General features: G+C 32.6%; 16 protein-coding genes. 2 read left to right on the top strand and 14 right to left on the bottom strand.

Annotation, left to right across the window (positions count from 1 at the left end):
* Nucleotides 1-78 precede the first annotated feature (78 nt).
* Together ACW9UN_RS01975 and ACW9UN_RS01970 are read left to right on the top strand one after the other, a co-directional pair.
* The gene (locus ACW9UN_RS01975) at nucleotides 79-4824 is read left to right on the top strand and encodes an Ig-like domain-containing protein (RefSeq protein ID WP_459483403.1); all 4746 of its coding nucleotides are present in this window, start codon (nucleotides 79-81) and stop codon (nucleotides 4822-4824) included.
* 56 nt (nucleotides 4825-4880) lie between these two features.
* Nucleotides 4881-5345, top strand: coding sequence for a hypothetical protein (locus ACW9UN_RS01970; protein ID WP_459483401.1), 465 nt, complete (start codon nucleotides 4881-4883; stop codon nucleotides 5343-5345).
* A 19-nt stretch (nucleotides 5346-5364) separates the two neighbouring features.
* On the opposite strand, the gene ACW9UN_RS01965 is transcribed toward ACW9UN_RS01970, so the two are convergent.
* From ACW9UN_RS01965 to ACW9UN_RS01900, 14 genes are all read right to left on the bottom strand, one after another.
* A complete protein-coding gene (locus ACW9UN_RS01965) occupies nucleotides 5365-6699 on the bottom strand; it encodes a deoxyguanosinetriphosphate triphosphohydrolase (protein ID WP_459483399.1) in 1335 nt (444 codons plus the stop codon).
* 157 nt (nucleotides 6700-6856) lie between these two features.
* Nucleotides 6857-7912, bottom strand: coding sequence for a 3-isopropylmalate dehydrogenase (gene leuB / locus ACW9UN_RS01960; RefSeq protein WP_459483397.1), 1056 nt, complete (start codon nucleotides 7910-7912; stop codon nucleotides 6857-6859).
* Between the two features lie 71 nt (nucleotides 7913-7983).
* Nucleotides 7984-9504, bottom strand: a complete 1521-nt coding sequence (locus ACW9UN_RS01955) for a hydroxymethylglutaryl-CoA lyase-like TIM-barrel protein (protein WP_459483395.1) — start codon at nucleotides 9502-9504, stop codon at nucleotides 7984-7986.
* Between the two features lie 209 nt (nucleotides 9505-9713).
* Nucleotides 9714-10313 (bottom strand): 3-isopropylmalate dehydratase small subunit, encoded by a 600-nt coding sequence (gene leuD, locus ACW9UN_RS01950; protein WP_397445873.1) that lies wholly within the window; start codon nucleotides 10311-10313, stop codon nucleotides 9714-9716.
* A gap of 117 nt (nucleotides 10314-10430) precedes the next feature.
* Entirely contained in the window at nucleotides 10431-11828 is a 1398-nt protein-coding gene (gene leuC, locus ACW9UN_RS01945) for a 3-isopropylmalate dehydratase large subunit (protein ID WP_459483393.1), read from the bottom strand.
* Nucleotides 11829-12674: 846 nt separating this feature from the next.
* Nucleotides 12675-13475, bottom strand: coding sequence for an SHOCT domain-containing protein (locus ACW9UN_RS01940; RefSeq protein WP_459483391.1), 801 nt, complete (start codon nucleotides 13473-13475; stop codon nucleotides 12675-12677).
* 388 nt (nucleotides 13476-13863) lie between these two features.
* Nucleotides 13864-14115, bottom strand: a complete 252-nt coding sequence (locus ACW9UN_RS01935) for a hypothetical protein (RefSeq protein WP_459483390.1) — start codon at nucleotides 14113-14115, stop codon at nucleotides 13864-13866.
* A gap of 503 nt (nucleotides 14116-14618) precedes the next feature.
* Nucleotides 14619-16310 (bottom strand): energy-dependent translational throttle protein EttA, encoded by a 1692-nt coding sequence (ettA, locus tag ACW9UN_RS01930; RefSeq protein WP_459483389.1) that lies wholly within the window; start codon nucleotides 16308-16310, stop codon nucleotides 14619-14621.
* Between the two features lie 56 nt (nucleotides 16311-16366).
* A complete protein-coding gene (locus tag ACW9UN_RS01925) occupies nucleotides 16367-16549 on the bottom strand; it encodes a CAL67264 family membrane protein (RefSeq protein ID WP_397445867.1) in 183 nt (60 codons plus the stop codon).
* A gap of 113 nt (nucleotides 16550-16662) precedes the next feature.
* The gene (locus ACW9UN_RS01920) at nucleotides 16663-17277 is read right to left on the bottom strand and encodes a hypothetical protein (RefSeq protein WP_459483388.1); all 615 of its coding nucleotides are present in this window, start codon (nucleotides 17275-17277) and stop codon (nucleotides 16663-16665) included.
* 75 nt (nucleotides 17278-17352) lie between these two features.
* Nucleotides 17353-19377 carry an oxidoreductase gene (locus tag ACW9UN_RS01915; protein ID WP_459483386.1) on the bottom strand — a complete coding sequence of 675 codons (2025 nt, stop codon included), beginning with the start codon at nucleotides 19375-19377 and terminating at the stop codon, nucleotides 17353-17355.
* A gap of 508 nt (nucleotides 19378-19885) precedes the next feature.
* Nucleotides 19886-21532 (bottom strand): alpha-amylase family glycosyl hydrolase, encoded by a 1647-nt coding sequence (locus ACW9UN_RS01910; RefSeq protein ID WP_459483384.1) that lies wholly within the window; start codon nucleotides 21530-21532, stop codon nucleotides 19886-19888.
* A gap of 62 nt (nucleotides 21533-21594) precedes the next feature.
* Entirely contained in the window at nucleotides 21595-23469 is a 1875-nt protein-coding gene (locus tag ACW9UN_RS01905; RefSeq protein WP_459483382.1) for an alpha-amylase family glycosyl hydrolase, read from the bottom strand.
* Nucleotides 23470-23476: 7 nt separating this feature from the next.
* The gene (locus tag ACW9UN_RS01900; protein ID WP_459483380.1) at nucleotides 23477-25903 is read right to left on the bottom strand and encodes a TIM-barrel domain-containing protein; all 2427 of its coding nucleotides are present in this window, start codon (nucleotides 25901-25903) and stop codon (nucleotides 23477-23479) included.
* Nucleotides 25904-25936 lie beyond the last annotated feature (33 nt).

The raw sequence follows: 25936 nt of genomic DNA, 5'->3' as shown, positions 1-25936 counted from the left end.
ATTTCAATTAAAATTTAAAAAAAAGGATTAAGGTCATTTTATTTTTATAACTTGGCTACGTATAAAACTAATTTTAATATGAAAAAAAACTTACCCTTCAAAAAAATTGCTATTACTACTTTACTTTTTTGTTCCATTTATTTTGGTTTTCGGCATAATGAAGATTCAAATAAAACGGATTATGCTGTAAAAGAAAAGCGAGAAAAATTTAACAAGTTCCTAGATGAACATCCATATAATAATAGGAATATTGATGTTGACAACTATAGAAAAATACCAAAAAAAGATAGACCAGATTTAGCTGCTGAACAAAACTATTTTATGATGGTAGACCCTAATACGCTAACTGTACCTTATGAGGAAGTAGCAAAAGGGTTTGAATTAATACATGATAGGTTTCAAGAAATTAAACAATACAAAAGCACCATTCTAAGCAATGGCAATTCCATTCTTAATAATAAAACTGGTTTTTTTGAAGTGAATGATAATTACATTCCTTCTGATGCGATTATAGTGAATGGAGAACCAGTTGTTTGGAAAGAAATAGGCCCCGACAATGTTGGTGGTAGAACAAGAGCAATACTTTGGGACCCTAATGACCCAACCAATAGAAGGGTTTTTGCTGCTGGTGTTACAGGTGGTATTTGGGTAAATGATAATGTTTTAGACCCAAATTCTTCTTGGAGAGCTGTTAATGATATGTTAGCTACTTTATCCATTACACATTTAGTTGCAGACCCAAATAACACTCAAACTTTCTATGCAGGTACAGGTGAAGGCTGGTTTGGTGGCGGATCTGTAAGAGGTATAGGTATCTTTAAGTCTACAGACGCTGGTAAAACTTGGAGTTTATTATCTAGTACTTCTGGATCAGAATTTGCTTATATACAAAAAATTCAAATTACTGCTTCTGGAACTATTTTAGCGGCTACAAGAGCTGTAAATGGTAATGATGGAGGAATTTTTAGATCAACTGATGATGGGGTTTCTTTCACTAGAGTTTTAAATACTAGAGGTGTAGATATTGAAATTGCAGCAAATGGAGACATCTATGCGTCTAGAGGTATTTTTACTTCTGGAAGTGTTTTTAAATCTACAGATGATGGGGTCAACTGGGCAGATGTTACACCTCCTGGAGGAGTAAACCCTGGAAGAATAGAAATGGCCACAGCACCAACAGACGCAAATATTATCTATGCAATTGCATCTAACACCAACGCAGTTTTTGCAGGTAGTGATAACGATACAGATTGGGTACAAAAATCTACAGATGGTGGGGCTACATGGACTAACTTATCCATTCCTGTAATGAACCAATTTTGCGGTACCACGCAACAACATTTAACTAGAGGTCAATCTTGGTATGATTTAATCTTAGCTGTAAGCCCAACGAATCCTGATGTAGTGGTTATTGGTGGTGTAGATATGGCAAGAAGTGAAGATGGTGGTCAAACATGGTCTCAAATTTCAAGATGGTCTAATGAAAACAATCCTTGTGATGGTATTGCATATGTTCATGCAGACATACATAATATTGTTTTTAGACCCAATCACCCATCAGAAGCCCTTATAGGTAGTGATGGTGGGCTTGATTACTCACCAAATCTTGGTATTGCTCCTAGCCCTACATTTGCTGCTAGAGATAAAAACTTTACCACAACTCAATTTTACGCTGTAGCAACAGATAATATAGCCAACTCAAATTATTATATTGGTGGTACCCAAGATAATGGAACCCAACAACTAACCAGTGAACTTGGTTTTTCTTCAGTTGAAGTTTGGGGTGGAGATGGTGCATTTGCTCATGTAGATCAATTAGACAGAAACTTTCAATTGGTTGCTTCGCAAAATGGTAGATCAGCTCATTCTTCTAATGGTGGTATTTCTTTTTCTAATTTAACAACTTTAGGAACTGGTAATTTTATCAATCAAAGTGATTATGATAACACTAGTGGTATTTTATACAGCACTGCTGATAATGATGAGATTGCCTTAATTAGAGATTTAAAAACAGATAGCCCAAGCGAAGAAGTTGCAACAAGTATTGATTTAGGAGGGAGACAAACCTCAACAATAAGAGCGAATACCAATGTTGCCAATCGTTTGTTTGTGGGTACTGAAGGGGGTATAATTTATAAAATTGACGATGCAAATTTAGATACACCCGTAATTACAGACATCACTAGTAACATTACATCAGTAGGTAATGTTTCTTCTATTGATGTAGGTTCTAGTGATATGGAACTTATTGCTACGTACTCTAATTTTGGTATTACATCAGTTTGGTATTCTATAGATGGTGGTACAACCTGGATTAATAAAGATGAAGCAGAGCACGGATTACCAAATATACCTATAAGATGGGCTCTTTTTAACCCTAACAATACAAATCAAGTCTTATTAGCAACTGAGTTAGGTATTTGGTCTACAAATGATATTACAGCTATCAATCCAAATTGGGAACCTAGCAATGAGGGTTTAGCTAATGTTAGATGTGATATGATACAATATAGAGAAGTAGATGGAATGATTGTTGTTGCCACGCATGGTAGAGGGTTTTATACTTCAAATATATTCACAGAAAATAATGATACAGATGCTCCAGTAATTACAGCTTTAAATCCAACTGACGATGAAACTGCTGCTACGCCTTTAGATGCCAATTTAGAAATTCAATTTAATGAAGCTATAAATATCGGCACTGGAAATATTGGTCTTTATTTAATTAACGACGATTCTTTGGTAGAGAACATTTCGGTTACTAGTAGTCAAGTAAGCATTTCTGGTTCTAGAGCTATTATAAATCCTACAAATGATTTGGCTGCTTTAACTGCCTATTACATCACCATTGATGCTGGTACTTTTAAAGATAATTTTGATAACGATTTTGCTGGAATTTCAGAAAGTAGCACTTGGAATTTTACCACTTTTGATGGTGATATACCACCAGTGGTAAATATTCCTATCGCAGACATCTCTGTTAATGAAAATTCCGACGATATCAATATAAACTTATCAGATGTATTTAATGATATTGATAATGATAATAGCAACATTACCTATACCATATTCAATAATAGTAATAACGCACTTGTAAACACCAATTTAACAGAAAGTGATTTAACACTATCTTTTATTGCCAATAAAATTGGTGCTTCTCAAATTACAATAAGAGCAACATCAAATGGTAAAACAGTAGATGATACATTTAATGTAACTTCTAACAGTACTGCAATTTCTCTTTTTAATCAACCAGGACCTCCTAATGGATCTGGTAGATTAGAGGGTGTTTACAACAATACAACTAATCAAAATGTAGAAGATTTTATTGTACCTGGTGGTCAAAACTGGGATATCTCAACAGTAACTTCTTTTGGGTTTTCATTAGGTGAAGCTGTTTTAAACTTACAAAATGTAAGTATCACAATATATGATGATAATGAAGGTGCACCTGGTTCTATTGTAGAACAACAAACTATTTTAAATAACCAAGGTCAAATTATTGGAGGTACACAAAACAGTCCTTCGTTAACGGTTAGACTAAATTCTACAATTAATTTAACTTCTGGCAACTACTGGTTTAGTATTTTACCAACTTTTGATGTAAGTGCAGGTACAGATAGTTCAACAGCTCTTTTTGCTTGGTATACAAGTGCTAATGATGGAAACAGTTATGCTGGCAATGGTTCTGGCACATTTACTTCTCAAGGATTCGAATTACTTTTCTCAATAGATGGAGTAGCTACTATTACAGACGAAACACCAACAGTAGCAAATCCTATTGATGACATAGCGCTTTTAAGTATTCCTGACCCAAATCCTATGGTAATCGATTTAACAAATACATTTACAGATGCAGATAATGATGATGATCTTATTACTTTAGAAGTTACTGACAATAAAAACACTTCTTTTGTTACAGCATCAATTTCTGGAAAAGAGTTATCCTTAAATTATTCTGGAAGTTTTGATATGGCACAAATTACTATAAAAGCGACTTCAAATGGGCTTAGTGTAGAAGATTCTTTTATCGTTTCTTTACCTCTTTATGGACAAACAGGTATTGTAGAAGGTACTAGTTCGTCTCAAATTTTCCCAGATTTTGCAGATCAAACCATACAAACCGCAGATAATTTCGAAATCCCTATTGGAGAAACTTGGGATATATCTAGTGTAAGTGTTGAAGGGTCTATTAGCAGTGGTGCTCCTGAATTAGCCGTTTTTACAATACATGAAGATGATAATGGTTTACCTGGAAACGAAATTTTTAATTCGGGTGATTTAAATGTAGTACCTACCAATGATAGTTCAGATTTTATCATTACCACAGACACACCTGCTAGTTTATCTTCAGGAATTTACTGGGTATCTGTAAGAACCAATCAAGCATTTAATCCAGGTAGTAATCAGTGGTTTTGGTTCTTTACTACACCAGCTGTAAATGGAGATTATATGAGACAATCACCAACAGAATTAGCAGGTACTGCTACTACTTGGACAGACAGTGGCAATAATGGTGCATTAATTTTTAGTTTATTTGGTAGTAGCGAACCTACGCTTAGTACAGCTGATTTTAATGAAAATGAATTAAGACTTCTTGCCAACCCAACAAATGGTGTATTTGAAGTACAAATGAGGGCTACTTTTTCTTCTGACTTAAAAGTTGCTGTGTATGATTTGGCAGGTAGAACTGTTAAAAAACAATCTGTAGAGGTTAACCAACAAAATTTTACTTTAGATTTAACTAAAGAAGCTAATGGTATTTATATCATGAAAATCTTAAATGAAGGTAAAACAAAAATGTTTAAAATTATTAAAAAATAAATGTTAAACTTAAACACGGGTAGCTAATCTTACCCGTGTTTAATTTATAAAATACTATGAAAAATATCTCATTTTTAGTACTACTATTGTTATTTAACTGTAAAATTCATAAAGAGATCAAAAAAAACGAACCTGCTCAAAATAAAGATTGGACTGTACACTCCGAAAAAGATTTTATGACTTTAAATACAGTTGACATTAAAATCTTAAATAACACGAAGCATAATTTAGTGGTTTTTGATCCTTTTTTGAAAAAAATTGAAAAATTTGATGGCGAAAATTGGACTAAAATCGATGTGCCATACTGTCCTTGTGGAGGTTGCCCACCACCACCAGCAGTTTTATCAATCTCTGCGAATCAGCAACATGTTTTTAATTGGGATAAAAACATAACAAATTGTAAAAATGGAAGAAAAACAACCCAAAGAATGCAATCTGGATCTTATAGAGTTATTTTTAATTATGGTACCGCAGAAAATGTAAAATCTTACCAAAAATTGGTTGTTGAATTTAAAATATAAACAGTGTTTTGTAAAAGCTCTAAATCATATTTCCTGTTAATTTTTTATGCATTCTTATGGCATAGCTATCAGACATCCTAGAAACATAACTGCATACCTGCATAATTCTTTGATATATATTATCTGTTTCTCTCAGATATTCTTTTGGTAATAAATTCAGCACCAACTTATCAAAATTAGACTGGGTGTTGGTAAAATTATTATTCAAAGCATTTACAAACACATCTAACAAATCTGCAATAATTCTATAGCCTGCCACTTCTTTTTCAATAACTTCTGTACTGTTGTAAATCTTTATTCTACTAATTTCTATGATGTCATTAATTTGCGCTTCGTACTTACATTTTTCTAATAACGATTTTTCAAAACTACCCTCTAAAATGGCCTTTTCGTTATTTAAAAATAGGGCAACTGCTTCATCGATAAGCGCACTTATAGCAATTGCTCTTAAATACGCGGTTCTATCTTTGGTATGTTGTAGTTCGTAATATTTTTCTCTATTGATATTTTTTATCAATTTTGACAAATATTCCAGAGCATAATCTTCATCAATTAACCCCAAATTGATACCATCTTCAAAATCGATGATGGTATAACAAATATCGTCTGCAGCCTCTACCAAATAGGCTAAAGGATGTCTGTAAAAAGCGATGTTTTCTGAAGATTTAGACACCATTCCTAACTCTTGAACTACATCTAAAAACTCCGATTTTTCAGATTGAAAAAACCCATATTTTTTATCGGAAATATGTGCTGTTGGTTTTTTAGGTAAACTCTCTTTTGGATATTTTAAAAACGCACCTAAAGTTGCATAACTCAACCGTAAACCACCTGATATACCCGCTCTACTTTCGGTTAATATTTTAAAACCGTTTGCATTTCCTTCAAAATCAACCAAATCTTGATATTCTTTTGCTGATAATTGGTCTTTGTATTTAGCTCCTTTTCCGGTTTTGAAATACTCGCCTATAGCTTTTTCTCCAGAATGCCCAAAAGGCGGATTTCCAATATCATGCGTTACGGATGCTGCAGCAACAATGGCTCCAAAATCATTAAAAGTATAGCCTAATTTTACCAAATCTGGATGACGTTCTAACAACACTTTGCCTACTCTTCTACCCAAAGTTCTACCCACTACAGAAACTTCTAAACTGTGTGTTAAACGCGTATGTACAAAATCGGTTTCTGATAACGGAATTACCTGTGTTTTATCTTGTAAACTTCTAAATGCTGATGAAAATATGATTCTATCAAAATCTACTTCAAAGCCCAAACGTGTTTCGTCTTGCGCTATTCTTGGTCTTTTTTCGGTATCGCCAAAACGTTTTAAAGAAAGGAGTTGTTCCCAGTTCATTATATGCTGAATTTATGTGTCATCGCAATTTTAAAACAGATTCAAAATCACAAAGTTCGAAAATACAAAAAAGACAGTGATAAAAAATCACTGCCTTCCATTTAATAATCTTATGATGCTATTTTAATCGCTTATATAAACAAAAAAAATCGTTTCATTAAATATTCTCCGCTAACCAGTCTCCAACTTCAGAAGTTCCGTAAGATTTTCCGCCATCTGCTAAATCTTCTGTAACCACACCTTCGTTTAACGCTTTATTTACAGCATCACGAATTGCTTTACCTTCTGCTTGTAAACCAAAGTTTTCAAACATCATTGCTGCAGATAACACTGTAGCCATTGGGTTTGCTATATTTAATCCAGTAGCTTGTGGATACGAACCGTGAATTGGCTCAAACAAACCAATTTCAGCACCTAAAGAAGCACTTGGCATTAAGCCCATAGAACCAGAAATTACAGAAGCTTCGTCTGTTAAAATGTCTCCAAATAAGTTTTCAGTAATTAAAACATCATAACTATTTGGCCATTGAACAAGTCTCATTGCAACAGCATCTACAAACTCATAAGAAACCTCAACTTCTGGATAATCTTTTTCCATTGCTTGCACAGTTTCTCTCCATAAACGCGATGTTTCTAATACATTGGCTTTATCTACACAACATAATTTTTTACCACGTGTCATTGCCAATTCGAAACCTTTTTTTGCTAATCTTTGAACCTCAGCTCTTGTGTATACACAATTGTCAAAAGCAGTTTCACCTTCTTCTCTTCTACCCTTTTCTCCAAAGTAAATTCCTCCAGTTAATTCACGTAAAAACACCAAATCAGTACCTTCAATTCGTTCTCTTTTTAAAGGTGATTTATCTAACAAAGAAGGAAACGTAAACGTTGGTCTTACATTTGCAAACAAACCTAATTTTTTACGCATTTTTAATAAACCTTGCTCTGGACGAACTTTTGCAGAAGGATCATTATCGAAACGTGGATGCCCAATTGCACCAAATAATACAGCATCTGAAGATGCACAAATTTCGTGAGTTTCATCTGGATAAGGATCACCAACTGCATCAATAGCAGCAGCACCAGTTAAGGCTGGTCTCCAATTAATTTCGTGATTAAATTTTTTTGCAATTGCATCAGATACTTTTACAGCTTGGTCTATTACTTCAGGACCAATTCCATCTCCTGCTAATAATGCGATGTTTAATTTCATTTTTTATTTTGGCTTTTGGCTCTTGGCTTTTGGCTCTTAGCTAAGTGCTAATTACTAAAAGCAAAAAGCTATTATATAATATTCAACATTTTCTCAGTGGCTTTTATTGCTGATACAGTTTGATCTGAGTCTAAACCACGTGTTATAAATTCTTTTTCTTCTTTTTTCCAAGTAATTATGGTTTCACACAATGCATCAGAATGACTTCCAGGAGGAATTCTAACTCCATAATCAATCAAATCTGGTAAATCTTTTTTACTATGTGTTTTGTATAATGTACGTAAGGCATTCATAAACGCATCAAATTGTCCATCTCCTTGTGCATGTGCTTCGTATTGAACTCCTTCTACTTTTAATTGTAAAGTTGTAGAGGGTTTCATTCCTTTTGCGTGCCCTAATACATAATTTTCTACTACAATTCTTTTTTCTATGGTATCAGAATCTAAAACATCAGAAATAATATAAGGTAAATCATCTTGAGAAACGACTTCTTTTTTATCTCCTAATTCTATAATTCTTTGGGTAACTTTTTTAAGTTCTTCGTCGTTTAAACTTAAACCTAAATCTTGTAAGTTTTTCTGAATGTTGGCTTTACCAGAGGTCTTCCCTAAAGCGTATTTACGTTTTCTACCAAAACGTTCTGGCATTAAATCGTTAAAATACAGATTGTTTTTATTATCGCCATCTGCATGAATACCTGCAGTTTGCGTAAAAACATTTGCCCCAACAACAGGTTTATTAACAGGAATTCGAAATCCTGAAAACGTTTCTACTAACTTACTTACTTTATTTAAAGCCTTTTCGTTAGTATTTACTTTTACATTCTCTAAAAAATCATTAATTACTGCAATTACACTAGCCATAGGTGCATTTCCTGCACGCTCGCCCATCCCATTTATGGTTAAATGCAAACCATTTGTACCCGCTTTTACAGCTTCCATAACATTAGCAACACCTAAATCATAATCATTATGTCCGTGAAAATCGATAGGCAAGTTTGGGTACTTTTCTTTAACCTCACTAATGAATTTAAACGTTTCTTCTGGAGTTAAAACTCCTAAAGTATCTGGTAATAAAACTCGCTCTATTTTTTGAGTAGTTAAAAAATCTAAATACTCGAAAACGTATGCTTTAGAACTACGCATTCCATTAGACCAATCTTCCAAATACACATTGGTTTTAATATTATTTTTAGCAGCTAACTCAATAGTTGCCTTAATATCTGCAAAATGTTGTTCTGGCGTTTTTTTAAGTTGATGCGTTAAATGATTTAAAGAACCTTTGGTTAACAGATTCTGAACTTTTGCTCCAGAAGCCATCATCCAATCTATAGATTTTCCACCATCAACAAAAGTTAATACTTCTATTTTATCTAAAAAATTATTTTCGGATGCCCAAGAAGTAATTTTTTTAACCGCTTCTAACTCTCCTTCAGAAACCCTTGCAGATGCAATTTCTATTCGATCTACTTTTAATTCTTCTAAAAGTAATTTAGCAATTGTTAGTTTTTCGGAAACTGAAAACGACACTCCTGATGTTTGTTCTCCATCACGCAGTGTCGTATCCATTATTTCTATCACTCTTTGGGTCATTTCATCAATTTTGAAAACCTAAATAATTTATCTGTCATTTCAACTGAGATTGAGAAATCTAAAAAACTAGAGATTCCTCGATTTCGTTATCACTTTAATCAAAATGATAATTGCTTGTCATTTCGACCTTGTGGAGAAATCTAATGAACTAGAGATTCCTCGATTTCGCTATCGCTTCACTCGGAATGACATTTTTTTACAAAACTGTTTTAAAATGGTCTTGTTTCAGCAAATGCCGAAATTTCGTTTTCGATGTTTTTTAAATAATCGATATCATCAAAACCATTTAACATATTGTCTTTTTTGTAGCTATTGATGTCAAAAGACTCAGACTCACCAGTTGCAACTAACGTTACTGTTTGATTAGGTAAATCTACTTTTATTTCTGTTTTTGGGTCTGCAAAAATTGCATCAAACAATTTATCTGCAAATTCTGGAGAAACTTGCACAGGTAAAACTCCAACATTTAAACAGTTGTTTTTAAAAATATCTGCAAATGCTGATGAAATAACGCAACGTAAACCAAAATCGTACACAGACCAAGCTGCGTGCTCTCTAGAAGAACCAGAACCGAAGTTTCTACCTCCTACTAAAATTTTAGAACCTGCATAAATTTCTTTATTTAATGGAAAATCTGGTTTTGGTGTTCCATCTTGTTCAAATCTCCAATCACGGAAAAAATTGATATCAAAATCTTTACGCTCTGTTGCTTTTAAAAAACGAGCAGGAATAATTTGATCTGTATCTACATTTTCGGTTGGTAATGGATATGCTGTACTTGTTAATACATTAAATTTATCGTAAGCCATATTTTAAGTATTCAGTCTGCCAGTATTCAGTTGGCAGTCATTATAATTATTTTAAATTTTATTTCACTAGCAGAACATCAGTTTTTGACTGAAAAACTGCTTACTGCTAACTGCAAACTATACCAAAAGCGTTCTTGGATCTGTAACTTTACCTTCTACTGCAGATGCTGCTGCTACTAAAGGAGATGCTAATAATGTTCTAGAACCTGGTCCTTGACGTCCTTCAAAGTTTCTGTTTGATGTAGAAACTGATAATTTTCCTGAAGGGATTTTATCATCATTCATAGCCAAACATGCAGAACAACCTGGTTCTCTTAACACAAAACCTGCCTCATCAATAATTTTATCTAAACCTTCTGCTTTTATTTGATCTACCACTTTATGAGATCCTGGAACTAACCAAGCAGTAACATTGTCTGCTTTTTTACGTCCTTTTACAATAGAACAAAATGCTCTAAAATCTTCAATTCTACCATTAGTACAAGATCCTAAAAATACAAAGTCGATTTCTTTACCAATCATTGCTTCGCCTTCGTTAAAAGACATATAACCTAAAGATTTTTTATACGTCTCTACGCCACCTTCTACAGTTTCAGCATTTGGTATTGATTTTGTAACGCCAATTCCCATTCCTGGATTTGTACCATAAGTAATCATTGGCTCAATATCTGATGCTTCGTAATTGAATTCTACATCAAACTCAGCTCCTTCATCAGTATATAAAGTTTCCCAATATTTCATGGCTTTGTCCCAATCTGCTCCTTTAGGAGTTTGAGAACGACCTTTAATATATTCAAAAGTTTTAGCATCGGGTGCAATCATTCCACCACGTGCTCCCATCTCAATAGATAAGTTACACACAGTCATACGTCCTTCCATAGTCATGTCTTCGAAAACATCACCTGCATATTCTACAAAATAACCAGTAGCTCCAGAAGTTGTTTGCTTAGAAATGATGTATAAAGCAACATCTTTAGGAGTTACCCCTAAACCTAATTTACCATTTACGTTAATACGCATTTTTTTAGGTTTAGGTTGCATAATACATTGTGTAGACAAAACCATTTCTACCTCAGATGTACCAATACCAAAAGCAATCGCACCAAAAGCACCATGTGTAGATGTATGCGAATCTCCACAAACAATGGTTGCTCCAGGTAAGGTAATTCCGTTTTCAGGTCCTACAACGTGTACAATTCCGTTATTCACATCACCTAAACCCCAGTGAGAAATACCATATTTTGCAGCATTGTTTTCTAATGCTTTTAACTGATTTGCAGATAAAGGATCTGCCACAGGTAAATGTTGATTTATAGTTGGTGTATTATGATCTGCAGTTGCAAATGTGCGTTCTGGATATACTACACTGTTTCCTCTACTTTCTAATCCTAAAAAAGCTACAGGACTTGTAACTTCGTGGATAAAATGACGATCTATAAAAAACACATCTGGTCCGTCTTTAACTTGACGAACAACGTGCGAATCCCATACTTTGTCAAATAATGTTTTTGCCATTTTTCTTAATATTTATGAATATAAAAGATATCAGCTACCAAAAGTAGACTTTATTAGCGTTTTATAAAATACACTAAGCTTTACTTAATGATATTCAACTGTTAAACAATAGTTTATTACACTGATTACCATGTTTTTATATGGATTTAAAATACGATGTCTATTCAAATAAAGTTTGTTAATAACTTTATGCTTAGCAGTAAATTCTACTCTTTTTTTAAATGATTTTTCTACAATTTTTAATCGTTTTTAAACTATTGATTATCAATATTTTGAAAACACCAAAATTACACCCTGATGCAATTCGCATCAGAACCTGATGGAATACAAGTTGCATCAAGACGCGATAAAAGATGGATCCTGATGCAATGCTGCTTGTGCCATTATTTTGCTGAATTTTAAACGGAACTTTTTCTATTTTTTCTGTTGATAAGTTGGGAAAAGTGTTTGGATTGGGTAAAAGTTGAAAAGGTAATTTTTTGTATATTTAAATATAATATTATGCTATTAAAAATATGATATAATTTGAAAAAGAATATGATTAATAACTCAATTGAAAATTTACTTCATACTTATACAAAACGAATTGATTATGATGGAATGTCAAATAAGAATGATTCAAGTTACTTTGAGATTTCTCCACAAGGTCGAAATGACAACAAAACACAATTAAAAAGTGAAATGTCTTTTCGAGTGTAATGCAATGAAATCGAGAAATCTGCAATAAACTTACTTTGAAATTTCTCCACAAGGTCGAAATGACAAGAAAACGGAATTAATAATCCACAAAAAAACGGCAAAAACCTCTGTAAGAAGTGTTTGCCGTTTATAAATTAAACCCCGAATTTATAATCTACTTAACAGCTCTGCTTTTTTATTTTCAAACTCTTGTTCTGTTAAAATACCTTTATCTTTTAGACCTGCCATTTTTTCTATTTTCATAAAAATATCTTCCTCAACAACGTTGGTTGTATTGCTATTTTGCGCAACATTTTCAATCGGTTCTTGAAAATTTTGCTGTGGTTGTTGCTGTACAACAGTATTGTTGTTTTGTATTGGTTGTGGCCTATTTTCACCTCCAGAAACAATGGGTAACTGATTCAAATCTACAGTACCATATTGACTAGTAAACGAAACTGAATACGAACCTCCTTGTTGTTGTCCTGTACCTCCAATTTGATGATCTAACGTATCAAAAACAGTTACTTTTCCGTTTTCTTGAATTGCCAATCGATTGATTTGTGAAAAAATAGCATAACTGGTATTATTCTGACTTCCTGTGGAGTTTGGAAAACCTAAATCTCCCCACCAATTCCCAGCATTGCCAGACATTGATCCGTTTTGATGCTTTACTTTTGGCAACGGTTTGTATTGTATGCCTCCATTATTAATCAAGTTATAAAGCTCTAAACATAAACCGTCTACAGTTGCTTTTAAGCCATTGTTAAACATATCGCCTACCATTGTCATTCCTCCTAACATCCATTGGCCTCCACCACCTAATTCTTGAATGTTAAATTGTGCCATGCTTCCTCCACTTCGCATTAAAGCTTGGGTTAAATCAGTAACTGCGTTTACGCTAATCCCATAGCGATTAGCTACATTTGTCATATTCTGAAAACTAGCTTCTGTAAATAGTGTATTCATTTTTTTGGTATCTTTTTATTATAAAATTTTTGATTCAAAAATTTTGTACAAAGATACTCTTTAACATTACGAATAAGTGACTTTTAGGTGGATGTTTGATATAAAAACCAATAGTTTAACATTAATTTATTTTTAGTTCTTTTTTTAAAAAAAATTGAATGAAACAAAATTGAATTACCATTTTTAGTGCTTTATTTGTTTCTTCTTAAAACGATTTTAAACTGTAAAGATTTCTAAATATTTAGCTTGTTTGGAGTCTTTTTTTGTAGAAGTTTTGACTTCTTTATATAAGTCTGAAAACAAAAATTGAATGTTGTTTTAGTGATGTAAAAAACCTTAGATGAATACTTTGTTTTTACTATAAATGATTACAAAAAACCCACACTATTTATGAGCTTCTAAACTTTTCTTTTGTGATTTCATCAACACGTATAGGAGCATCTTCATAAAAATGCTCAAAAGTTTTGTTGGTTGTGTATTTGTCTTTTAAAACCCTATACACCATAACTAACACAAAAAACTGACCTAGAACTGTTAAATAAAATATCCAACTAAATGAGTAGTTTAAAGCACTAAGAATGGTTACAAAAAACAAGATAAATGTTGTTATAGCGATGTATACAAATGAAGATACTTTCATGATTCTATTTTTGTTTAAAAATAAATAAAATTTGTTAAACAAAATAAACTTTAACTATTTATAACATTTTTAGCATAAAATTTTGTTTTACAACTAACAATATTTTATACTTCATTTGTATGAAAAAGCATTATGAGATGCATTTTTACATTGCAATTTTTTAGTAGATTTCTAACTATTTGAGAGTTGACAAAAAAGAGACTTTCTGAAAAGTAGATTTATAGGTCATATTGAGCGAAGTTGAAAAACCTGTACATTTATTTATTAATAAATAAGATTCTCAATTACAATCGAAATAACACTTTTTAATACTTTTTTAGACCGTCTCTTTTCTGTTTTAAAAACAGGGTTTTTCCCCTATCATACTATTTATCAAATTATTATCTTTGAATATCTAATTAACGTTGACCCCCCAACTTTTTAATTATTTGAATATTTAAAACCTTCATTCTTAAAAAAAGAATGAAGGTTTTATTATTTAAGATAGGCACAAATTGGTTGGTTTATCGAATCAATTTTTTGTATTTGATACGTTTTGGCATTAAATCTCCACCTAAACGTTTCTTTTTATTCTCTTCATAATCAGAGAAAGAACCTTCAAAGAAATACACTTGGCTATCGCCTTCAAAAGCTAAAATATGAGTACAAATTCTATCTAAAAACCATCTATCGTGAGAAATTACGACTGCACATCCTGCAAAGTTTTCCAATCCTTCTTCTAAGGCTCTTAAGGTATTTACATCTAAATCGTTGGTGGGCTCATCTAAAAGTAAAACATTGCCTTCTTCTTTTAAGGTCATTGCCAAATGCAATCTGTTTCTCTCTCCACCAGAAAGTGTAGCCACTTTTTTGTTTTGCTCACTCCCAGAAAAATTAAATCGACTTAAATAGGCTCTCGAATTTACTTGTCTGCCCCCCATCATTACCAAATCTTGACCATCAGAAAAGTTTTCCCAAATGGTTTTATTAGGATCAATATCTGAGTGTGCTTGATCTACGTAGGCCAGTTTAGCAGTTTCACCTACTTTAAAACTTCCTTTATCAGGCGTTTCTTCGCCCATTATCATTCTAAAAATAGTTGTTTTTCCTGCCCCATTTGGCCCAATAATTCCCACGATTCCTGCTTGTGGCAAATTAAAAGCTAACTCTTCGTAGAGTAATTTATCGCCATAGGCTTTAGAAACCCCTGTTGCTTCAATTACATTGGTTCCTAGTCTTGGACCATTAGGAATATAAATTTCCAATTTAGCATCTACTTGTTTCTGATCTTGGCTCATTAACTTTTCGTAATTCTTCAAACGTGCTTTTTGCTTTGTTTGACGCCCTTTTGCCCCTTGACGCACCCAATCTAACTCGCGTTCTAATGTCTTTTGACGTTTAGAAGCTGTTTTGCTTTCTTGCGCCAATCGTTGTGATTTTTGATCTAACCAAGAAGAGTAATTTCCTTTCCAAGGAATACCTTCTCCTCTATCGAGTTCTAAAATCCAACCTGCAACATTATCTAAGAAATATCTATCATGCGTTACCGCAATTACAGTTCCTTTATACTGTGCTAAATGATGCTCTAACCAATGTACGGATTCTGCATCTAAGTGGTTGGTAGGCTCATCTAACAATAAAATTTCTGGTTCTTGTAGTAACAGTCTACATAAAGCCACACGTCTTTTTTCACCACCAGAAAGTACTCCGATTTTTTTATCAGAATCAGGCGTTCGTAACGCATCCATGGCAATTTCTAGTTTGGTATCTAATTCCCATGCGTTAGCAGCATCAATTTTATCTTGTAATTCTGCTTGTTGGTTCATTAGCTTTTCCATTTTATCTGCATCAGAATACACCTCTTCTAAACCGAACATATCGTTGATTTTGTTGTATTCATCTAAAATGGCAACCGTTTCTGCAACCCCTTCTTTTACAATTTCTAATACTGTTTTTTCTGGGTCTAGTTGTGGCTCTTGCTCTAAGTATCCTACTTTATAACCAGGTGAAAAAGTAACATCACCCTGAAAATTCTTTTCTACACCTGCAATAATTTTTAATAAGGTTGATTTACCTGATCCGTTTAAACCAAGAATCCCGATTTTGGCTCCGTAAAAAAAACTTAAATAAATATCTTTTAAAACTTGTTTTCCTGTAGATTGATAGGTTTTAGAAACCTTATTCATCGAAAAGATGACTTTTTTATCGTCGCTCATGTATTGTAATCTTTAAAATAATTAAACTGAAAATGCTACTGAAATTGTAGACTTGTTTAGACTCTTCCTTTTAAGGCATTAAATACCCAAGCTATGCAAAAAAAACCAATACCAACTGTTGCAAATCCCCAACCAGCAACATCTTCGTATCTAGTAGCGCCCATTAAAATTAATATCACTCCCATTGCAATCATTAACATTGTAGCCCACCCAAGGACTGTATTTTTATTCATCGCCATAATCTGTATTGAATTAGTTGAATTACAAATATCAGAAAAAATAGGGATATTAGCTATACAAAATAGGTAATGATTGCTATTTGAAGATTTTTAAGCTTGGTATTTTTAGAGTGTTAAAACCTTCTTCCAGCACTCTGAAATGTGCGTGCTCGTTGTTGCATTGTTCTATTATTATTTTGAGGTTTTTGGGGTGCTAGTTTTTCTTTTTGGCTTTTTTGATATTTTAACCATTTTTTATTTTGTTTTTCTGACAAAATACTAGCTAAATTTTCGTTTAAAACTTCTTCGTTTTTACGAACATTTCTTTTTATCGGTCTTATAATTTCTCGCACTTTTATTCTCAAACTATCTGCTTCTCTTGGCTGTTGGCTGCTATTATTTTGTTGTCTTGCATTTCTTGTATTGCCTCTGTTAGATTTCATTAAAATATCAAGTGATTTAAAATTATCGCTGTTTAAAAATGCAATTTCTTTAATTTTAAAATTATAATCTTTTAAGGTTTTAGAAACTTTGTTTTTAAGCTCTTTATCTTTAACTTTTATTTTTTTAATTACAGTTTTTACATCATAATAAAAAATACCTGCTATATCACTAGCTTTAAATTCTTTTATTTCTCTAGCCCTAGATTGCATGTTTTGATTTTGTTGCTGCCCTCTTTCCATTCCACCACCTCTCTGAGCATAGACCACACTACTTGTAAACAGTACTAATATTATAATATTTTTCATTTTTTGTTTATTAAATTGATTTATCTATTTAGATGCTATTCTTTAAGAAAACTTGCTATTGTAACTAATTATTTTTTACAACTCAGCAGCCAACCTTGCTCCTTGATCAATAGCCCTTTTTGCATCTAATTCGCTAGCAAAATCTGCACCACCAATAACATGTACTTTTTTACCTAAATCTAATAAGGGTTGATACAATTCTTTAAACGGAGTTTGACCAGCACAAATAATAATATGATCTACATCTAAAACTTTTTGCACTTCATTTTGAGTATAATGTAAGCCTTGATCATCAATTTTAGTATAAGAAACCTCACCAATAAATTGTACTTTTTTCTTTTTTAAATTAGCTCTATGAATCCACCCTGTAGTTTTACCAAGATTGCCACCAAACTTTCCTTTGCTTCTTTTAAACATAAAAATTTCTCTAGAAGCAGGGTGAAAATCGGGTGTTATACCTTCTATTCCACTTCTTGCCGAAAGCGATTTATCTATGCCCCACTCTTGCAACCAAGCTTCAATATTTTTAGACGTAGATTCGCCTTGATGTGTTAAATATTCTGAAACATCAAAACCAATGCCTCCTGCACCAATCACAGCCACTCTTTTACCCACAGGTTTTTTATGTTTTAACACATCAATATAACTCAATACTTTTTTATGATGGATTCCTTCAATTTTTAGTACTCTTGGTTTGATGCCTGTTGCTAGAATAATTTCATCAAAATCAGAACTTTCTAAATCGGAGACCGAAACTTTTGTATTCAGTTTTACTTTAACATTATTCAAATCGATTTGCTTTTTAAAATACCTAATGGTTTCATAAAACTCTTCTTTTCCAGGAATTTGTTTTGCCATATTAAATTGTCCTCCGATTTCTAAATCAGCATCAAATAAGGAAACTATATGACCTCTTTGAGCAGCAATTGTAGAGGCAGCCAAACCCGCTGGTCCTGCACCAATAACCGCAATTTTTTTAGGATTTGAAGTCATTTTGTAATTCAATTCTGTTTCGTGACAAGCTCTCGGATTTACCAAACAACTTGCTACTTTTTTCTGAAATGCGTGATCTAAACACGCTTGGTTACAAGCAATACAAGTATTAATTTCATTTTCTTTTTCTGCTTTAGCTTTATTTACCCATTCTGGATCTGCTAAAAAAGGACGTGCCATAGAAACCAAATCTGCATGACCTTCTGCCAAAACTTTTTCTGCAGTTTCTGGCATGTTTATTCTATTAGAAGTAATTAGAGGGATTTTAATTTCTTCTTTCATTTTTTTAGTTACCCAAGTAAATGCTGCCCTTGGCACAGAAGTTGCAATTGTAGGAATACGAGATTCGTGCCATCCAATTCCTGTATTAATAATGGTTGCGCCAGCTTTTTCAATTTCTTTTCCTAACTCTACAACCTCTTCCCAAGAACTCCCTTTTTCTACCAAATCTAACATAGATAATCTGTAGATGATGATGAATTTACCCCCTACAGCTTGTCTAATTTTGGTAACAATTTCAACAGGAAGTCGCATCCTATTTTTATAACTCCCACCATAATTATCAGTTCTATTGTTGGTTCTTTTTGCTATAAATTGATTGATTAAATACCCTTCAGAGCCCATTATTTCTACCCCATCATAACCAGATTCTAAAGCCAATTTTGCACAGTTTACAAAATCTCTTACTGTTTTTTTAATTCCAAAACCACTCAACTTAAAAGGTTTAAAAGGATTTATAGGTGCTTTTATTTTTGATGGTGCTACATTAAAAGGATGATACCCATAACGCCCTGAATGTAAAATTTGCATACATATTTTACCTCCTTCGTCATGAACCGCTTTGGTAACCTTTTGGTGGTTGGTAACATGTTTTTTTGAACTTAGCCTTGCTGAAAAAGGTGCTGTCCAGCCTTGTATGTTTGGTGCTATTCCTCCAGTTACAATTAATCCTACACCTCCTTTTGCTCTTTCAGCAAAATATACTGCCATTTTTTCATAGCCTTTTTTCTCCTCTTCTAAACCTGTATGCATAGACCCCATTAAAATTCTATTTTTTAATGTGGTAAATCCTAAATCTAATGGCTCGAAAATGTGTGGATATTTCATAATTATAATGTTAAATTCCCATTTTTACAGGAATAAGAGTTTTATCTGAATTCTTGTTTAAAACAAAAACTTTTTTTAATTTATTATGCATGCATAACAATTGCAAGATAAACTTATTTTATGAAATGTAAAAATCTACCCCATCAAGATGATTAAAACCGTTAAAAGAAGATTTAAGGTGGAACTCAGAAATTTAGCTATTGCTATTATAGTTCTAAAATGTGAAGGAAAATTAGACCATTTTGAAACCTAAAAAAATAGTCGGAAGAAATTCCGACCATGACTAGAGCAAATGCTCGGTTTTTTTATGCTAAAATTATTCAGTTAATCTTTCTTTTTTATACTGATTGCTAAACCACCACCTAATGCTAAATGAAAACTCAACACCAAATTTTACAACTTATGATTATCTTCCTCGTAATCTTTTTATGATATAACAAAAAACTTTAGATCATAAGCAATAAATGTAATTACAGCACCTAAAATAATTAAAACTGTTTTTTTATCATTATTTTTTTTCTAGAAGAACCATATCAAAATCTGAGTTTAGTGCTACCTTTCCGTCTTTTACCTCAAGGGTTTGGTTTGAATAAAAATCATGCAATTGCGTTCCATTTTTAAATTGGGAAGCAACTTCTATTTCTTTGTTTCCTTTTGGCAAATCAATTCCGATAACAACTTGATCATCATTTCTAACTCTAGAAAAAACCAATCCATTTTCTTCTGAAATTACTTGATGTTTACCAGCACCAACAGCCATATGATTGGCTCTAAACTGACCTAATTTTTGCCAGTGTTGCATAATTTTCTGAGTTTCTGCATCAGCATCAATAGCATCCCAATTCATCGTAGAACGTAAAGTGGCATCACCAACAGTTCCTTCAATTATTAAAGGTCTTGCAGATTCATCACCATAATAAACCTGTGCAGTTCCTGGTGTTAAAAATAGCATGGTTGCTGTTTTGTAAGGCAATTTTCTTTCTTTATCAAAAGGTTGCCCATCATCATGAGAAGTCATGTAATTTAATACGCCATAATCTTTTAAATCATTTTGTAAAATACTATCGTATTTCTTAAAAACAGCGGCTGCTGGCATTTGTTTGGCATTCCATTTAATTTCAAAATTGATTAAACTGTTGAAAGCATTGTCAAAATAATTGACTTTTTTATCACCAAAATCAAAAGCTTTTCCGTGAGAAATTGCATAATTATAAACCTCACCAACTAAATAAAAATGGGTATCATCTAAAATTTTATCAGGATTATTTTTCTTGAATTCCGCAAAAGCAAAATCACATGCTTGCTTAAATTCTTGCCAAACATATTCTTCTGTGTGCTTTACAGTATCTACTCTGTAGCCATCAATTCCGAATTCAGTAATATAATCTGTCAACCATTTCATGATGTAAAAACGCGGTGCTCTTGGATGTCCAGTTCTTGCAAAGAATTCATTTAATTCTTTAACTTCTTGTTCATAACGTCCTTCTGCTTTCCATTTTGCAACTAATTGCGGAGGTAAATCTACAGTTTCATTACTTTCTGTTTTAATATCTGGCAAGTTGTTTACCAAAGTACAACTAATGGTATTTTCGTAATTATTGTATTCGCATTTTGGTTCTGTTCTTACCCAATTGCTTGGCCAAACAGGATCTTTTTCGGTAACAGGCCCTGTGTGATTGATGACAGCATCTAACAAAATTCTAATTCCGTTTTTATGTGCAACAGCTACCAATTCTTTTAAATCTTCTTTGGTTCCATAATTTGGATCGATTTTGGTCCAATCTTTGGCCCAATAACCATGAAAACCGTAAGAAACGCCTGTTCCTTCGTCTGTACTTCCGTGAATTTGCTCAACAATCGGAGTCATCCAAATGGCATTGATTCCTAATTTGGTAAAATAGCCTTCTTTAATTTTTTGGGTAATTCCTTTGAGATCTCCACCTTCAAAACCACGTAATTTTCCTGTTTCTTTGGTTCTATTAAAGTTAATATCATTTTTTGTATCACCGTTATTAAAACGATCGGTTAACAAGAAATAGATATTTGCTCCTTCCCAAACAAATTCTTTTTGGGTCGTTTTTTTATCATCTTTTTTTTCTGATGTAGCACAACTATAAAATGCTACTAGACTTAAGAATAAAAATATTTTTTTCATAATTATATGGTGTAAATAATAGAGCTTTCAGGTTTTAAAAACCTGAAAGTTACTTATAGGTATTATTGAAGTTTTAAAATAAAAGATTCCAAAGGTTTTATATCTATCCTAACTTTTGCTTGATTGTTTTCTACTTTTAAAGTTGATGAATATTCGTTATACAATTGGTCTTTTAATTGATATTCACCATCCTTTAAATTCCATTTTGTAATGATATCACCTGGTAAACTCAACTCGAAACCATAGGTGTTTTCTGCATTAAAATTAGCGACAATAATCAATTTTTCATCACCTTTATAACGTACAAAAGACACTACTTTATCATTGTACCATTCTGTGTTATATCTGTTATGATGATGTATGTCTTGGTATTCGCCCATCAATGCGTCACTTTGTAATGTAAAGTTTAGCAATCTTTTGTAAAAATCTCTCAAGTACAATTCTTCTTGGGTAGATTGCCCACCATCAAATTGCTTGTTGTTGACCCATCTTTGTAGAGATGGCACTCCAACATAATCGAAAATAGATGTTCTAGAAGGCGTTCCAAAACCAGCATTTTCAGAACCATCTTCTCCAAATTCTTGACCAAAATATATCATGGTTGGTGCTGTAGAAATAGTGGCAGAAACTACCATGGCTGGTTTGGCTTTTAATGCATTGCCTGCAAATTCTGGACTTGCAATTCTTTGCTCATCATGATTTTCTAAAAAATGCAACATGTGATGTTCTATATCTTTTAAATCGTCTTGAATTGGCGCAATATGATCTGTAGAACCACGACCTTGCATGATGTTTTTAAGGGTATCATACAACTGAACTTTGTCGTATAAATAATCCATTTTTCCTTTTTTAATATAATCTCTGTATAAATGCGGTTGATATACTTCTGCCAATAAAAATGCATCCGGATTTTTCATTTTAATAGATGAGTTCATAAAACTCCAAAACTCAACTGGCACCATTTCTGCCATGTCAAAACGAAAACCATCCACACCTTTGTCTAACCAATACAAGGCAATGTCTCTGAATTTAATCCAAGAATTGGGTATTTTTTTATCTTGCCAAAATTCAAAATGTTTTTTGTAATCTAGGTTTTCTGCACCTTCTGGTAAATCAGAAAAATCTTTTTTACCTTCTGGTGATATTCCATAATTCACTTTTACAGTTTCGTACCAATCGTAAAAATTTGGCTTTACAGATCTTGCTCCATTTCCTGTCCATTTGGATGGATTTTCATCAAACATTCCATCAGATAAAGGATGATTTTCTCCACCCAAAGGTGCATAATCATTTAAAAATTCTGGAACTTGGAAAGGTTTCTCAGGATTGTAATAAAAATTATTATCTACATCATAAACCACAGAAGTATCATCTTCTGCTCCAAAATCTTTAACTCCTTCTGGATTAGACAGACTTTTGTAATTTCTGGCCACGTGATTAGGTACAATATCTATAATTACTTTCAATCCGTTTTTATGAGAACGCGCTATTAAAGCTTCAAATTCTTCTAATCTATTTTCTACAATTACAGCCAAATCCGGATTTACATTGTAGTAATCTTTTACAGCGTAAGGAGATCCTGCTCTACCTTTAACCACATCAGGATCATCATTAGAAATGCCATATTTTGTATAATCACGAATTACATCATGATGTGGCACACCTGTATACCAAATATGCGTAACTCCTAAATCTTTAATTTCTGACAAAGCTTTATCTGTAAAATCATTGAACTTACCAACGCCATTTTCTTCAATGGTTCCCCAAGGTTTATTGGTGGTGTTTGTATTTCCAAACAAACGCGTAAAAACCTGATAAACCACTGCTTTTTTCTTTACACTAGGATTTTTCATTTTTTTATCTGATACTTTTTCGGATGTACAACCAATTACAATTGATAAAATTACAGCTAATGCATACGAATGTATTTTTTTCATAATTGATTTATTTTAAGGATATTTTAATTTTTAATTCTTTTTTAGGATTCCATTTTAACGGAATTGTAAGCGTGTTTTCTTTTGATGAAATTCGTGTTCTTTTTCCATTTACTTTTATTTTTTTAGGGTTGTGATGAATGTTATGAACAATCAATTTAATTTCTTTTTCTGACGGATTCCAGTTTTCTCCAAATTCAGCTTCAAAATCTATTTCTAGATACTTTTTATCAAACTCTGCTTCAAATTCTAAAATTTCAAAAGCGTCTTTTTCAAAGGCATTGGCTGTTAAACCGTCATCATTATAAAACGTTCTTTCGGTTTCTTGTTTTGAACTATGGTAATAATAATGAACTTCTAATTCATCTGCTTTGTACTTGTCTGTACTTTGCACTAGATTCGTCATTAAAATAAATGCGCCTTCTCTTACATAAGTAGGAATGGAATTTTCTTGAACTTGAACACTTTTTGTTTGTCCTCCTTCAATTTTTTCATCCGTATAAAAATCAATCCAATTGGCAGTTTTCGGAAAATAAATTGCTTTTGTTTCTACTGAATCTTTTAAAATAGGTGTGATTAAAAAATCTTTTCCCCATAAATAAGTCGTTGAATTTGTCATTAAATTTGCATCTTCTTCTTCAAAGAAAATAGGACGCATTAAAGGCATTCCTTTTTGATTATTTTCGAACGCCAAGTTGTAATTATAAGGCAATAATTTGTAGCGTAATTCTATAGATTTTTTAGCTAATCTCTTAGCTTTATCACTTCTAAAAACAGGTTCACTTGCCACATCTTCTTGTGCATGAGGTCTAAAAATTGGCTGAAAAACGCCATATTGCAACCAGCGAGTGTATAAATTATCATCTAAATTTGCACCTGCAAATCCGCCTAAATCTGAGTGCATATAACCCAAACCTTGCATTCCCATTTGTAAGGCAATTTCTGGTTGCGATTGCAAACCTCCCCAAGTTCTATTGACATCTCCAGACCAAGGAATCATTCCAAATCGTTGTGAACCAGCAGCTCCTGCTCGCATTAAAATAAAAGGTCTTTCTGTTGGATATTCTTTTTGATAACCTTCAAAAATTAATTTTGCCCAATCATGACCATACAAATTATGGATTTCATCTGCTTTTAGATTTTGGTTAAAAGTAACCCACGAAGGCAATACTTCTGGTTCTCCTAAATCTCCCCAAAGTCCTTTTGCACCTAGGTTTAGAATCTCTTTATAAATATTCCAGAACCAATCTTTTCCTTCTTTTTTGTAGATATCAACAATGCTAGTGTTACCAAAATAGAAATCATATTTTGCTGAATTGCCAATGCTGTCTTTAGCCAAAATTCCTTTTTGATCTGCTTCTTTCCATTTTTTAGAATTCGATAAAATAAATGGCTCAGTAATTAATACTGTTTTTACGCCTTTGTCTTTTAAACGAGCAATCATCCCTTTCATATCTGGGAAAGAATCTTTATCCACTTTTAAATTCCCCATGGTTCCTTGTACTGTTTTTCCAAACCAATACAAATCTAAAATTACTGCATCTACAGGAATCTTTTCTTCTTGAAATTTTGCTATTGTAGCTTCTGTTTCTTGTTGAGAATGATATCCAAATCTACTCGAAAAATTACCTAATGTCCATCTTGGTGGTAAAGGTTGTTTTCCTGTTAAATTGGTATAATTTTCGATTAAATCTTGCCAAGAATCACCAACAATAATTTGATAGGTTTTACTTCCAGAAATGGTTTCGTAAGTTAACGTATTGTCTTTTTTACTGTCTAAATCTAAATATCCAATTGGAGCATTATCAAAATGAATCATGTATTTTTTTGATGAAATCACTAACGGAATTGTAAAATTCATCAACTCAGATTTTGTTTCATAACCATAATGTGCTCGGTTGTACAAAGGCAATCTGTTTCCTCTTCTGTTCATCCCTAAAGCTCTTGCTCCTGTTCCATATAAAATCTCATCATTGGTTAAATTGAACTCGATTTTTTCGGTTTCATCTGCAACAATATTTCCACTAACCAAATCTAAAGGAATGTGTTTGGATTTGTAATACCCTTGTTTTTCTGAGGTAATCAAATTATTATTCTTATCAGAATATGAAATTTGAAAAGGTTCTGTAGTAATGTCAATAGAGATAGATTCACTGGAAAATGAAATTATATTTCCACTATATTTATACGTTGTTTTAATTGGTTTTTGTTCTAAAATAACTGCATGGCTTTTTTTATTTACTTTTTCATTTAGTGGGATAAAAGTTGTTTCAACAATAGCATCTGTATAAAAATGAAATTTATAGGTACCATCATTTGTAACTACTGTGAAAACACCATCCTCCTCATTATGAGATTTATATACTCTATTGGGATTTTGTGCAATTGTAAAATTGACTAGAAAAAGAAATAAGAAAGGGATTATATATTTTTTCATATGATTGATACCTACAAGGTTTTAAAAATCTTG

The sequence above is a fragment of the Polaribacter litoreus genome, assembly GCF_054584775.1.
Note: the sequence above shows the minus strand (reverse complement) of the source record. Positions and strands in the feature narration are given on the sequence as shown.